The sequence below is a fragment of the Pseudomonas sp. H3_A02 genome (genome assembly GCF_054671965.1).
Map to the genome: position 1 here is coordinate 5651813 of NZ_CP162807.1, position 14511 is coordinate 5666323.

Annotated in this window: 10 protein-coding genes and 1 pseudogene; 2 read left to right on the forward strand and 9 right to left on the reverse strand. The window is 59.7% G+C overall.

Going from position 1 to position 14511, the window contains the following annotated elements; all coding sequences use genetic code 11:
* Window positions 1-27 precede the first annotated feature (27 nt).
* The 7 genes from AB4N80_RS24865 to AB4N80_RS24895 form a co-directional block, all read right to left on the reverse strand.
* Window positions 28-261: a hypothetical protein gene (locus tag AB4N80_RS24865; RefSeq protein WP_122568400.1), complete on the reverse strand. Its 234-nt coding sequence runs from the start codon at window positions 259-261 to the stop codon at window positions 28-30.
* 106 nt (window positions 262-367) lie between these two features.
* Complete coding sequence (locus AB4N80_RS24870; RefSeq protein WP_122567942.1) at window positions 368-892, reverse strand: DUF6586 family protein; 525 nt, start codon at window positions 890-892, stop codon at window positions 368-370.
* 229 nt (window positions 893-1121) lie between these two features.
* Window positions 1122-3734 (reverse strand): type I DNA topoisomerase, encoded by a 2613-nt coding sequence (topA, locus tag AB4N80_RS24875; protein WP_122567941.1) that lies wholly within the window; start codon window positions 3732-3734, stop codon window positions 1122-1124.
* 115 nt (window positions 3735-3849) lie between these two features.
* Window positions 3850-4086, reverse strand: coding sequence for a DUF1653 domain-containing protein (locus AB4N80_RS24880; RefSeq protein WP_025212748.1), 237 nt, complete (start codon window positions 4084-4086; stop codon window positions 3850-3852).
* A 109-nt stretch (window positions 4087-4195) separates the two neighbouring features.
* Window positions 4196-5371, reverse strand: a complete 1176-nt coding sequence (gene fadA, locus AB4N80_RS24885) for an acetyl-CoA C-acyltransferase FadA (protein WP_024618393.1) — start codon at window positions 5369-5371, stop codon at window positions 4196-4198.
* Window positions 5372-5401: 30 nt separating this feature from the next.
* Complete coding sequence (gene fadB, locus AB4N80_RS24890) at window positions 5402-7549, reverse strand: fatty acid oxidation complex subunit alpha FadB (RefSeq protein ID WP_122567940.1); 2148 nt, start codon at window positions 7547-7549, stop codon at window positions 5402-5404.
* Window positions 7550-8148: 599 nt separating this feature from the next.
* Window positions 8149-8586, reverse strand: coding sequence for a hypothetical protein (locus tag AB4N80_RS24895; protein ID WP_122567939.1), 438 nt, complete (start codon window positions 8584-8586; stop codon window positions 8149-8151).
* Between the two features lie 103 nt (window positions 8587-8689).
* Between AB4N80_RS24895 and AB4N80_RS24900 the strand changes: the two genes are divergently transcribed.
* Entirely contained in the window at window positions 8690-9130 is a 441-nt protein-coding gene (locus AB4N80_RS24900; protein WP_122567938.1) for a universal stress protein, read from the forward strand.
* Window positions 9131-9327: 197 nt separating this feature from the next.
* On the opposite strand, the gene AB4N80_RS24905 is transcribed toward AB4N80_RS24900, so the two are convergent.
* Entirely contained in the window at window positions 9328-11247 is a 1920-nt protein-coding gene (locus AB4N80_RS24905) for an ATP-binding cassette domain-containing protein (protein ID WP_305470369.1), read from the reverse strand.
* 213 nt (window positions 11248-11460) lie between these two features.
* Here AB4N80_RS24905 and AB4N80_RS24910 point away from each other — a divergent pair, with 213 nt between their 5' ends.
* Window positions 11461-13389: a transglycosylase SLT domain-containing protein gene (locus tag AB4N80_RS24910; protein ID WP_122567936.1), complete on the forward strand. Its 1929-nt coding sequence runs from the start codon at window positions 11461-11463 to the stop codon at window positions 13387-13389.
* 57 nt (window positions 13390-13446) lie between these two features.
* Here AB4N80_RS24910 and AB4N80_RS24915 read toward each other — a convergent pair.
* A pseudogene (locus tag AB4N80_RS24915) lies at window positions 13447-14474 on the reverse strand (Fic family protein).
* Window positions 14475-14511: the final 37 nt, after the last annotated feature.

Genomic DNA, 14511 nt, shown 5'->3' on the forward strand with positions numbered 1-14511 from the left:
CACTATCCAAAAAGCCGACAGACGGGATCAGTGAAGAACCCGCGGCCCCTCTTCCTTGCTGAATTCGCCTTCAACCAGGCGACCTGCCATTTGGACGCCCACGCTCAACATCGCCTTGGCGACTTCGACGTGTTGGCCCTGGAGGAATACCTTGGCATCTTCGGAGAAGTTCAAGGTAACCAGAGAACCCTCGTCCTCGGCCCTGCGCAGCTCGATGCGGCCATCAGGAAGTTCGACAATTTCTAGAAAGGACGTAGGCATAAAAGTCTGTTCTCCACGAAAGGCGAGGATTATATAGTCATCGGCCAGGCTCCGCTCGGGATCTTGACCAAGCGTTATCAACGAACGTAACGGGCCGAGGGGAAACTCAGCACTCGTTCAACCCTTCACGAAAGCGTATCGCCAAGCTCTTGAGGTTCTGGCGCCAGCTCTCCAGCTCCTCCCGGCTCAACTCTTGCTCGGGGTCTTGCTCATCCAGATTGACCGCAACGATTAACGGCTGGGTCACGTCCCCCTTGGGCTTGCGAGGGGCCCGTGGCGGCTCGAACAGCGCCGCATGAGCCGCCAAGAGCTTCGCCAGCCAGGTTTCCGGGTTATGCGCCAGTTCGACCATTTCGGCCAACTCTGGAATAGCGATGGTTTCCAGCACTTCGCGGGTCAACAGCAGCTCGGCCCGCGCGGCATTCGCTTGTGGCAGGCGATAAAAACCGGCGATTTCATGGCACAACCCCAACAACGCACCGTACAGGTGAAACAGTGCGGACTCGCGTCCTGCCTGGAGCAGCGCCGGGGAATTCATCGCACGCCCGTCTTCGGCCCTGGTGAGCGCTTCGAGCGACAGACCGGCGAAATATATTTTCTGATTGGTGCGGGTATAGAGTTCGTGGGCCATGGTGGCATCTCCCCAACGAAATGAAAGCTTCACGCAAGTGCGACAGTGTCGTGGATCAACCGAGGCCACTGCAAGCCAAAAACAAAAGGCCACATGAAAACCTATGGGTTGTCATGCGGCCTTTTGTTCAGTCGGGCCCTGTTGGGGACGGCTGCGCCGCCCAGCGGGAGCAAGCTCTCTCGCCACAGGGAAGCTCGCTTAGCCCCGTATTTTCAAACAGACGCCACAATCAGCGCTTGTCTTCGACCGTCCACTTACCGCCGTCGTAGTAGGCTTTCCAACCCGTCGGCTTGCCGTCGACTTCGGTCTGCACGTATTGCTCCTTGGTCTTGCGGCTGTAGCGAATGACCGCCGGGCGCCCTTCCGGATCCTTCTGCGGTGCTTCACAGAGGAAATGGTACTTCGGATCGATTTCGTCCTTGTGCGGCACGATCTCCATCACCAATGGCGCACGGGTCTCACGGTTTTTCGGGAACTGGCTGGCCGCCAGGAACAGGCCGGAGGCACCGTCGCGCAGGATGTAGGTGTCGTTGACCTTCTCGCATTTGAGCTCAGGCATCTTCACCGGGTCCATCTTCGGCGGCGCCGCGTCACCGCTCTTGAGCAGTTTGCGGGTGTTCTTGCAGGTCGGGTTGGTGCAGCCGAAGAACTTGCCGAAACGGCCGGTCTTGAGCTGCATCTCGCTACCACACTTGTCGCATTCCAGGCTCGGGCCTTCGTAGCCCTTGATGCGATAAGTGCCCTCTTCAATCTCGTAGCCGGCACAGTCCGGGTTGTTACCGCAGATGTGCAGCTTGCGCTTCTCGTCCAGCAGGTAGGCATCCATCGCCGTGCTGCAGATCGGGCAGCGATGCTTGCCACGCAACACCAGGGATTCCGATTCACCCTCGTCGTCCGCGGCGATTTCGTCGCCCGGCACCAGGTTGACCGTCGCCTTGCAGCGCTCCTTGGGTGGCAGGCTGTAGCCCGAGCAACCGAGGAAGACGCCGGTCGAGGCGGTACGGATTTGCATCGGCCGCCCGCAGGTCAGGCACGGAATGTCGGTCATGACCGGCTGGTTGGCGCGCATGCCGCTGTCAGGGCTTTCAGCCACTTCGAGTTTTTTCTTGAAGTCGCCGTAGAACTCGTCGAGAACGTTTTTCCAGTCCCGCTCGCCCTGGGCCACATCGTCGAGGTTCTCTTCCATGCCGGCGGTGAAGCCGTAGTCCATCAGGTTCGAGAAGCTCTCGGACAAACGCTCGGTGACGATATCGCCCATCTTTTCCGAATAGAAACGACGATTGTGCAGCGCCACATAGCCGCGGTCCTGGATGGTGGAAATGATGGCTGCGTAGGTCGAAGGACGACCGATGCCGCGCTTTTCCATTTCCTTGACCAGGCTGGCTTCGGAGTAACGTGCCGGCGGCTTGGTGAAATGCTGGGTCGGATCGAGCTTGATCAGCTTCATCACGTCGCCCTGGGCCATGTCCGGCAGGACGTCGTCATCCCCAGGCTTGGTGATTTGCGGCATGACGCGAGTGTAGCCGTCGAACTTCAGGATGCGGCCCTTGGCGCGCAACTCAAAGTCGCCGGCACCAACGCTGACGGTGGTCGACAGGTATTGCGCCGGCAGCATCTGGCAGGCCAGGAACTGGCGCCAGATCAGCTCGTAGAGACGCTCGGCATCGCGCTCCATGCCCGACAGCTTGCTTGGCTCGGTGTTGGCATCGGACGGACGAATCGCTTCGTGCGCCTCCTGTGCGCCTTCCTTGCTGCTGTAGACGTTCGGCGTGTCCGGCAGGTATTTCTTGCCGAACTCGCTTTCTATATAAGTGCGCGCCATTGCCACGGCATCGACCGAAAGGTTGGTCGAGTCGGTACGCATATAGGTGATGTAGCCGGCTTCGTACAGACGCTGGGCCATCATCATGGTTTTCTTCACGCCAAAGCCCAGACGATTGCTCGCAGCCTGTTGCAGCGTGGAGGTGATGAACGGTGCCGACGGTTTGCTGCTGGTCGGTTTGTCTTCGCGCTTGACGATGCTGTAGCTGGACGCCTTGAGCTTCTCCAGCGCCGCCATGGCCTGGGCTTCGTTGAGCGGCTTGAAGGCTTCGCCCTTCTCGCGGGCCACGTCAAAACGCACGGTCGCGCCCTTGGCAGTGCCGAGGTCCGCGTGGACTTCCCAGTACTCTTCAGGGATGAACGCGCGGATCTCGCGCTCGCGCTCCACCACCAGCTTCACGGCAACCGATTGCACACGCCCGGCCGACAGACCACGGGCGATCTTGGCCCACAGCAGCGGCGAGACCATGTAGCCCACCACGCGGTCGAGGAAGCGACGCGCCTGTTGGGCGTTGACCCGATCGATATCCAGCTCGCCCGGCTGGGAGAAGGCCTCCTGGATGGCCTTCTTGGTGATTTCGTTGAACACCACGCGCTTGTAACGGCTGTCATCCCCACCAATGGCTTCGCGCAGGTGCCAGGCAATGGCTTCCCCTTCGCGGTCCAAGTCCGTCGCGAGATAGATGGTGTCGGCATCCTTGGCGAGCCGACGCAGCTCTTCGATGACCTTTTCCTTGCCCGGGAGGATCTCGTACTTGGCTTTCCAGCCGTGTTCCGGATCGACCCCCATGCGTGAGACCAGCTGCTTGCGCGCCTTTTCTTTCGGCGACAGCGCCGGCGCTTCGCCGGCAGCAGCCTTGCCGCGCTTGGCGGCAGGCTCCTTGCTGGCGCTAGCCGAACCGCTGGTGGGCAGGTCTCGGATATGGCCGATACTCGACTTCACCACGTATTGGTTACCCAGATACTTGTTGATGGTCTTGGCCTTAGCCGGGGATTCCACAATGACCAGCGATTTGCCCATGGATCAGAAAATTCCTGAATTCTAAAAAGTGAAAGGCGGTTGGCGCCTGACGCGGCACCGCTATATATAGTGGCTGCAAGGTGAGGTCAAGCGCAGGGTTGCCCGCATGCCGGCCTCAAGGCTTGGAAAAAATGCTCTCCTCGGCCTGCACCAAAGCAAAGCGTGGCACCTGTTCGCCGTCAACCTCGACGGACTCCTGGAACATGCTCAAAGGACGCACCCAAAAGCCGTAATCGCCATACAGGGCTTGATAGAAGACCACTTCTTCTTCGGTCTCGGAATGCCGCGCGATGCTGAATACGCGGTACTGCGGACCTTTGTAATGCTGGTAGAGCCCAGGTTGTATCGGCATGCGTGGCACTCACTCAAATTTTTTCAAAATAAAAACAAAATCTTTTTTTTACTAAACCCGAAAAAACAAAAACCGGGGCACTTGGCCCCGGCTTCCATCAACGCAACGCTTAGACGCGTTCGAAGACAGTGGCGATGCCTTGGCCGAGGCCAATGCACATGGTCGACACACCGAAGGTGCCGCCATTCTGCTTCATGACGTTGAGCAGCGTGCCGGAGATACGCGCACCGGAGCAACCGAACGGGTGACCCAAGGCGATGGCGCCGCCGTGCAGGTTAACCTTCTCGTTCATCTTGTCGAGCACTTTCAAATCTTTCAGCACGGGCAGGGCCTGTGCAGCGAAAGCTTCGTTGAGTTCGAAGAAGTCGATATCGGCAATACCCAGGCCTGCGCGCTTCAAGGCTTTCTGCGTGGCCGGTACTGGACCATAGCCCATGATCGCCGGGTCCACACCCGCCACGGCCATCGAACGAATCACCGCCATCGGCTGGATACCCAGGTCCTGGGCACGCTGGGCCGACATCACGATCATGCACGAGGCACCGTCGGTGATCTGCGACGAAGTACCGGCTGTCACGGTGCCGCCCTTCGGATTGAAGGCCGGCTTGAGGGCCGCCAGACTTTCCAGGGTGGTTTCCGGACGAATGGTTTCATCGTAGTCGAACAGCTTCAGGAAGCCGTTCTCATCGTAGCCCTGCATCGGGATGATCTCATCCTTGAACTTGCCTTCCACAGTCGCCTTGTGAGCGAGCTGGTGGGAGCGCACGCCAAAGGCGTCCTGCTGTTCGCGGGTGATGCCGTGCATTTTGCCGAGCATTTCCGCGGTCAGGCCCATCATGCCCGAGGCTTTCGCCGCGTACAGCGACATGTGCGGGTTCGGATCGACACCATGCATCATGCTCACGTGGCCCATGTGCTCGACACCACCGACGACGAACACGTCACCGTTGCCAGTCATGATCGCCTGGGCGGCGGTGTGCAGCGCGCTCATGGACGAACCGCACAGGCGGCTGACGGTCTGGCCGGCCGCGGTGTGAGGAATCTGGGTCATCAGCGAGGCCATGCGGGCGATGTTCCAGCCCTGCTCCAGGGTCTGGTTCACACAGCCCCAGATCACGTCTTCGACTTCGTTGGGGTCGACCTTGACGTTTCGTTCCAGCAGTTTGCTGATCAGGTGCGCCGACATGTCTTCGGCGCGGGTATTGCGGTGCATGCCGCCCTTGGAGCGGCCCATCGGCGTACGACCGAAGTCGACAATCACGACGTCTCTAGGATTCAAGCTCATAAATGTTCTCTCGCTCTAGTCGTTGGGCGCTTAACCGAAGAAACGCTGGCCGTTCTTGGCCATTTCACGCAGCTTCGCGGTCGGGTGGTACAGCGCGCCCAGATCAGCGTACTGGTCAGCCAGGGCAACGAACTCGGCCACACCGATCGAATCGATGTAGCGCAGCGCACCGCCACGGAATGGAGGGAAACCGATACCGTAGACCAGGCCCATGTCGGCTTCGGCGGCGGTTTCGACAATGCCATCTTCCAGGCAACGCACGGTTTCGAGGCACAGCGGGATCATCATCCAGTTGATGATGTCCTCGTCGGTGACGTCGCGCTGCTCATAGACGATCGGCTTGAGCACTTCCAGCACCGACGAATCGGCGACTTTCTTCTGCTTGCCGCGCTTGTCGGTCTCGTAGGCGTAGAAGCCCTTGCCGTTCTTCTGGCCCAGGCGCTTGGCTTCGTAGAGCACGTCGACAGCTGAACGACGGTCGTCCTTCATGCGGTCCGGGAAGCCTTCAGCCATGACGTCGCGACCGTGGTGGCCGGTGTCGATGCCGACCACGTCCATCAGGTACGCCGGGCCCATCGGCCAGCCGAATTTTTCCATGATCTTGTCGATGCGCACGAAGTCCACACCGGCGCTGACCAGCTTGGCGAAACCGCCGAAGTACGGGAACAGCACGCGGTTGACCAAAAAGCCCGGGCAATCGTTGACGACAATCGGGTTCTTGCCCATTTTCTTGGCGTAGGCGACGGTGGTGGCAACGGCCAGTTCACTGGACTTCTCGCCACGGATCACTTCCACCAGCGGCATCATGTGCACCGGGTTGAAGAAGTGCATGCCGACGAAGTTTTCCGGACGCTTGAGGGCCTTGGCCAGCAGCGAAATGGAGATGGTCGAGGTGTTCGAGGCGAGGATGGTGTCCTCTTTGACCTTGTCTTCGACTTCGGCCAGTACCGCCTGCTTGACCTTCGGGTTCTCGACAACCGCTTCGACCACCAGGTCGACATGGCCGAAATCGCCATAGGACAGGGTCGGACGAATGCCATTGAGCACTTCGGCCATCTTCGCGGCGGTCATGCGACCTTTGTCGACACGCCCCACCAGCAGCTTGGCGGCTTCGGCCAGGCCCTGCTCGATCCCGTGTTCGTTGATGTCTTTCATCAGGATCGGCGTGCCTTTGGACGCCGACTGGTAGGCGATGCCGCCTCCCATGATGCCGGCGCCGAGCACGGCGGCCTGCTTCACGTCACGGGCGATTTCGTCGTAGGCCTTGGCCTTTTTCTTCAGTTCCTGGTCGTTGAGGAACAGACCGATCAGGCTTTGCGCGGCCGAGGTCTTCGCCAGTTTGACGAAGCCAGCGGCCTCGACTTCCAAGGCCTTGTCGCGACCGAAGTTCGCGGCTTTCTGGATGGTCTTGATCGCTTCGACCGGCGCCGGGTAGTTCGGGCCTGCTTGACCTGCCACGAAACCCTTGGCGGTTTCGAAGGCCATCATTTGTTCAATAGCGTTGAGCTTGAGCTTTTCCAGCTTCGGCTGGCGCTTGGCCTTGTAGTCGAACTCGCCGCTGATGGCGCGCTTGAGGGTTTCAAGGGCCGCTTCCTGGAGCTTGCCAGGTTCGACCACGGCATCCACGGCACCGACTTTCAGCGCGTCTTCAGCGCGGTTTTCCTTGCCGGCGGCAATCCACTCGATGGCGTTGTCGGCACCGATCAGGCGCGGCAGGCGCACGGTGCCACCGAAGCCCGGGTAGATGCCCAGCTTGACTTCCGGCAGGCCGATCTTGGCCGTGGCGGCCATGACGCGGTAATCCGCCGCCAGGCACATTTCCAGGCCGCCACCCAGGGCGATGCCGTTGATGGCCGCGACGGTCGGTACGTTGAGGTCTTCGAAGTCGCTGAAAATACGGTTGGCTTCGAGGTTGCCAGCGATCAGTTCGGCATCGGGCAGCTTGAAGTTATCGACGAATTCGGTGATGTCGGCACCGACGATGAACACGTCCTTGCCGCTGCTGACGATCACACCCTTGATCGAAGCATCTGCCTTGATAGTGTCTACGGCCTGACGCAATTCATTCAGGGTTAGACGGTTGAACTTGTTGACGGACTCACCCTTGAGGTCGAATTTCAGTTCGACGATGCCACTTTCAAGAGCCTTAACCGTGATGGCTTTACCTTCGTAAATCATCAACTGATCTCCACGATATGGAAGCTGAACAGTACACGTTGGACGCTGACCGCAGGTGTGGCACTGACGTTATCGTCGATGCTACGCCAATCCGCCAGGCACACCCGTCAACGCGATAGTCGGGGTCTGTAGGAGCCGTCTGAAAATACAAACGCTCAATTCATACGCCCGTTTGATTTGGGTACGTCACCTTCACGGAATTTCCGACAATTGTCAATCGCCCTAAACACAGGCGTGAACGCGACTTCACGGTCATTTCCGTACCCTACGGATCCGCAACACGGCGCCGCATGAGCAGCCATTCATAGAATCAATCATTAGAAAAATCGCCCTAATTCCAGACAGACCGGATCCAGCCGGCTACGCTGTCGGGAGTGCGATTGAGATTTGCGAAACGAAGGGCGTTGCGAACGCACGCCCTGACACGAGATGGATTACCGGCCTGCCTGGCCAACCCGCCCGATGAGACTGTCGGGCTTTTTTATGCCTGTAGGAGCTGCCGAAGGCTGCGATCTTTTGATCTTTCGCTTGAGATTCAAGTGTCTGGGGAAAGATCGCAGCCTCGCTTCGCTCGACAGCTCCTACGTGGCTAAAGTCGCTCAGGCGAGTGCCTTGAGCGTGCTGGCAATGTCCTGCAAAACAGTGGCTTCGCCCTTTTCACCCCAATACAAGGCGATCATTTGCCCGTCGGCTTCAACTTTGTAGACGTTGGCCGGCAATTTTTCGAAATGATTGAGCAGGGACTCATCCAGACAAACTTCCCGCCACTGATTGACCCAAACGCCCGGCGCAGTTTGCCAGTAGCTCCAACAGGCCGGCTGACTGCCGCGCCGAGGCCGATAGTACTGGGCGCAGGGGTTTGGCGGCTGTTGGCCGAGCCAGTGCGGCCACTCCTGCGGCGCCAGTTGCATGGCCAGGCCCAGGCGTCGCGCTTCCATGCGCAGGGCCATGCGACCACTCTGTACACGGGACGGACGCAACCATGCCAATGGACTTAACACCACCAACAGGATTGACAGCACTATCCAGACCGTCATATTCGTACTCCCCGATTCTGATGAGCCCATTGACCCAGGTCGCCGTCAATGCGCTTGAAACCAGCCATACTTACCGTATCGCAATTCTCTGGAGTGCTCTTCCATGTACTACAAACACGTTCTGGTCGCCGTTGACCTCACTGAAGAATGCGATCCGGTCGTCAAGCGCGCCCTCGCCCTTTGCGAAGGCCGAGACACCCAGCTGTCGCTGGTGCATATCGTCGAACCGATGGCTATGGCCTTCGGCGGCGACGTGCCGATGGACCTTTCCCAGTTGCAGCAGCAGCAATTCGACCAGGCCAAGGAACGCCTTGACCGACTGATCGTGAAATACCCGGCCCTGAAGAAGGAGTTCAGCCACCTGACCTACGGCCAGCCGCGCCAGGAGATCCATCACCTGGCCAAGGAACAGGGTTGCGACCTGATTGTCGTCGGCAGCCATGGTCGCCACGGCCTGGCGCTGCTGCTGGGCTCGACCGCCAACGATGTGCTGCATGGCGCCCCTTGCGATGTGCTGGCGGTGCATCTGGTCAAGCGCGCATAACCCCATTCCCCTGTGGGAGCGAGTCTGTGGGAGTAAAGCTTGCTCGCGATGAAGGCCTCCCGGTCTGTCGAATGACCGCGTTATCGTTCATCGCGAGCAAGCTTTACTCCCACAGGCTGCCCACTACAGGGAAATAGCGTTTCAAGTAAAAATCCCGGCGTTCATTGCTGAAATCCGGGATTTTTCTCAACAGCGGATCAAGCGTCCAGTTCAGCCCAACGCTCGACCAGCGCGTCCAGCTCGGCCTGCAACTGCTCCAGGTGCGCGATGACCTTGGCGGTTTCGGCCGCTGGTCGCTGGTAGAACCCGGTGTCGGCCATTTCGGCCTCGACCGCTGCGATCTGCTGCTCCTTCGCGTCGATATCACCCGGCAACGCTTCCAGCTCGCGCTGCAGCTTGTAGCTGAGTTTCTTCTTCGCCGGGGCCGGGGCTGCTGCGGCGGCAACCGGGGCTGGCTCGGCTTTGACCACCGCCGAGTTCAGGTCAGCCTTGCCGGACTTGCTCTCGGTTACGCCCAGAAGACGCGGCGAGCCTCCCTGGCGCAGCCAGTCCTGATAACCACCAACGTATTCACGAACCAGGCCTTCGCCTTCGAACACCAGGGTGCTGGTGACCACGTTGTCAAGGAATGCCCGGTCGTGACTGACCATCAGCACGGTGCCATTGAAGGTCAGCAGCACCTCTTCCAGCAATTCCAGGGTTTCCACGTCCAGGTCGTTGGTCGGTTCGTCGAGCACCAGCAGGTTCGCCGGCTTGCTGAACAACTTGGCCAGCAACAGACGGGCGCGCTCACCACCCGACAGCGCCTTGACCGGCGTACGGGCACGCTGAGGACTGAACAGGAAGTCACCGAGGTAGCTCAACACATGGCGGCTCTGACCATCGATGTCGATGAAATCGCGACCCTCGGCCACGTTGTCGATCACCGTCTTTTCCAAGTCCAACTGATGGCGCAACTGGTCGAAGTAGGCGACATCGATCTTCGTGCCCTCCTCCACCTTGCCATTGGTCGGTACCAGGCCGCCGAGCATCAGCTTGAGCAAGGTGGTCTTGCCGGTGCCGTTGGCGCCCAGCAGGCCGATGCGATCGCCGCGCTGCAGCACCATGGAAAAGTCCTTGATCAGGAACGGACCGCCCGGGTGCGCGAAACTCACGTTCTCAAGCACCATTACCTGCTTGCCGGACTTATCAGCGGTATCCAACTGAATGTTGGCCTTGCCAGTGCGCTCGCGACGTTCGCTGCGCTCCATGCGCAAGGCCTTGAGCGCGCGCACACGGCCTTCATTGCGGGTGCGACGCGCCTTGATACCCTGGCGAATCCAGACCTCTTCCTGGGCCAGCTTCTTGTCGAACAACGCGTTGGCGGTTTCTTCCGCCGCCAGCGCCGCTTCCTTGTGCACCAGGAAGCTGGCGTAGTCGCCGTTCCAGTCGATCAGGCCGCCGCGGTCCAGTTCAAGGATGCGCGTCGCCAGGTTTTGCAGGAAGGAACGGTCGTGGGTGATGAACAGCACCGCCCCCTGGAAGTCTTTCAGGGCTTCTTCAAGCCAGGCGATGGCGCCGATGTCCAGGTGGTTGGTTGGCTCGTCGAGCAGCAGCAAGTCCGGCTCTGACACCAGGGCCTGGGCCAGCAGGACGCGGCGACGCCAACCGCCGGACAACTCGGCGAGGGTCTTGTCGGCCGGCAGTTGCAGGCGGCTCAGGGTGCTGTCGACCAGTTGCTGAAGGCGCCAGCCGTCACGGGCCTCAAGGTCGTGCTGCACATGCATCAACTTGTCCAGGTCGGCATCGGTGACGATGTTCTGGCTCAAATGGTGATACTCGGCCAACAGCGCGCCGACACCGTCCAGGCCTTCGGCAACCACGTCGAACACGGTCCGCTCGTCGGCCACCGGCAGTTCCTGGGGCAATTCGCCGATTTTCAGGCCTGGCGCACGCCAGACCGAGCCGTCGTCGGGCTTTTGATCGCCCTTGACCAGCTTCATCATGCTGGACTTGCCAGTGCCGTTGCGGCCGATGATGCACACCCGCTCACCACGGGCGATCTGCCAGGACACCTTGTCCAACAACGGCATAGCGCCGAAAGCAAGGGACACATCGCTGAATTTGAGCAGGGTCATGAGCTTCTCCAAAAACCGGGCGCGCATTCTACCTGAGATGAGCCCTCAAGGGTCCGCCAATTTCGCCACTGAAGCACTCTGCCCAACAAATGTTGCGAACTTGCACCGACGGCCCCGCAAAGCTTTCGCCGGCTGCTGGCAAAAGGCTAAGCTACAGGCAGTTACCCTGGGTTAACCCTTGGGCTTGTCATGTTTTTTCTGCCCGGATGTCTCATGCGCAGTCGCCTTTTCAGTGTTTTATCGTGTCTTTTTGTATGTGCCACTGCCGTTCAATCTGCTCAGGCGGTGGATATTTCCACTCAGCGCCAGTATTACAACGAGGCCAAGCGTGCCTTGGCCAAGGGTGATTCCGGCCCTTACTTTCGCTACAGCCAGGCCCTGCGCGATTACCCGCTGGAGCCGTACCTGGCCTACGACGAATTGACCGCTCGCCTCAAGAGCGCCAGCAACGCCGAAATCGAGAAATTCCTCGCCGAGCACGGTGACCTGCCCCAGGCCAACTGGATGAAGCTGCGCTGGCTGCGTTGGCTGACCGAGCGCGGCGATTGGGCGACCTTCGTCAAGTATTACGACCCCAAGCTCAATTTCACCGAACTGGACTGCCTCAACGCTCAGTACCAGCTTAGCCACGGCCTGAAGGCCGAAGGCTACGCCAACACCGAAAAGCTGTGGCTCACCGGCAAGTCCCAGCCCCAGGCGTGCGACGCATTGTTCGGCCTGTGGGCATCCCAGGGCCAGTTGACCGAGCAGAAACGTTGGGAGCGCGCCAAACTGGCCGCCCAGGCGCGTAATTACCCGCTGGCCAACAGCCTGGTCAGCGGCCTGACCACCCTCGCTCCCCGTGGCCAGTTGCTGGTGGACGTGGCGCAAAAGCCCGAATTGCTCAACCAGCCCTCGCGCTTCAGTCCGGCCGATGAACCGATGTCCGATATCGTCAGCCTCGGCCTGCGTCGCCTGGCCCGCCAGGACCCGGAAAAAGCCATGGCATTGCTGGATGGCTACGCCAGCACCATGCATTTTTCCCGGGATGAAAAAGTCGCGATCGCCCGAGAGATCGGTCTGACCCTGGCCAAGCGCTTCGACAGCCGCGCCCTGGACGTGATGACGAAATACGACCCGGAGTTGCGCGATGACACTGTTTCGGAATGGCGCTTGCGCCTGCTCCTGCGCCTCGCTCGTTGGGACGATGCCTACCAACTGACCCGCCGCCTGCCCGAGTCATTGGCCAGCACCAACCGCTGGCGGTACTGGCAAGCCCGCACGCTGGAGCTGGCGCAGCCGCAGAACCCAGAAGCCCTGACGCTCTACAAGCACCTGGCCCGTGAGCGGGATTTCTATGGCTTCCTGGCCGCCGACCGTTCCCAGTCGCCGTACTCGCTCGTCAACAAGCCGTTGGTGATGAGCCAGGCGCTGATCAACAAGGTTCGCAACACGCCCGGAATACGCCGGGCACTGGAATTTCATGCCCGAGGGGACATCGTCGACGGACGCCGCGAGTGGTATCACGTCAGCCGTCATTTCAACCGGGACGAAATGGTCGCCCAGGCCAAACTGGCCTACGACCTGAAATGGTATTTCCCGGCCATTCGCACCATCAGCCAGGCCAAATACTGGGACGACCTGGACATCCGCTTCCCGATGGCTCACCGCGACACCCTGGTGCGCGAAGCCAAGGTCCGTGGCCTGCATTCAAGCTGGGTGTTCGCCATTACCCGCCAGGAAAGCGCCTTCATGGATGACGCCCGCTCCAGCGTCGGCGCCGCCGGCCTGATGCAACTGATGCCTGGCACCGCCAAGGAAACCGCGCGCAAGTTCAGCATTCCCCTGGCCTCCCCCCAACAAGTGTTGAACCCGGACAAGAACATCCAGTTGGGCGCGGCCTACCTGAGCCAGGTTCATAGTCAGTTCAACGGCAACCGCGTCCTCGCCTCGGCGGCCTACAACGCCGGCCCCGGTCGCGTGCGCCAGTGGCTGCGCGGCGCCGACCACCTGAGTTTCGACGTCTGGGTCGAGAGCATCCCGTTCGACGAAACCCGCCAATACGTGCAGAACGTGTTGTCATACTCGGTGATCTACGGCCAGAAACTCAACTCGCCGCAACCGCTGGTGGATTGGCATGAGCGCTATTTCGATGATCAGTGAGTGAAAAATGCCTATGTGGGAGCAATAACTCCCACTTTTTTTGTGTGCCAAAAAGTCTCAGCGAGGATGCACCAGTGCTTGCTTACCCTGCGAGGTGAGACGATACCGCTGTACGGGACTATTGGGCGATTGAGGGTTGGTCATTTCGATCAATCCGGCCACCAATGCCGGCTTGAGGTAATTAGCCCGGAAGGTAGCTCTATGAGCCAATCCCAGCTGAACCATCAGCTCGTTGACCTTTAGTGAATTGCCGTTGTGTAGCGCCTGAAGCAGTCTTGCTACTTGGTCGGTTACTTGGTCGGTTACTTGGTCGGTAGCCGGCTCGTTACGGATCGCCTCTCCGAGCGCCACACTCAGCGACTGCAACATGAACTCAACAAAAGGTGTCGCCTCAGCCAGCCGGTCGGCAGCCGATAACGCAGCGTAATAAGCATCCTGCTGATCCCGTATGACGGCCTCGACTGGCAGGTAGGCCAGTACAGGTCGCCATCGACTAAGAATCAAGGTTTGCCAAAGACGCCCCATTCGCCCATTACCGTCTGCAAAGGGATGGATGAACTCGAACTCGTAGTGAAAAACACAGCTAATGATTAAAGGATGCCAGTCGCACGTTCCGGCCCACTCCAACAAATCGTCAATCAAATCCCTCACCCGACTGGGCGGCGGCGCCATTTGCACCAGCTGATCACCTCGATAGATGCCCACGCCGGCACGGCGTAACTGCCCAGCATCGTCAATCAAACCGTGCATCAGTAGTTCATGTCCGTTGAGCAGATCGATCCGGCTATCAGGCCGCCAGCCAGGCATGGCTTCGTAGGCGGCAAAGGCATTGCGCACCTCCTGGATTTCACGGGGTAATCCCAGCACTCGTTGCCCGGCCAGAACCGCGGTTACCTGCTCGACACTCAGAGTATTGTTTTCGATCGCCAGGGAAGCATGGATTGTGCGAATCCGATTTCCTCGGCGCAGTTGCGGGGTCTGCTGATTATCCCTTACAGCCGAAAGCTGGCCGATCTGCTCCTGATGTCAGCGATCAATCCCAGCATTCGGGTTGTCAGGGTTAACGGTGGCGTATAACGACTCATACCCTCATCCATGCCAGAGGCTGGCCGACATAATGCC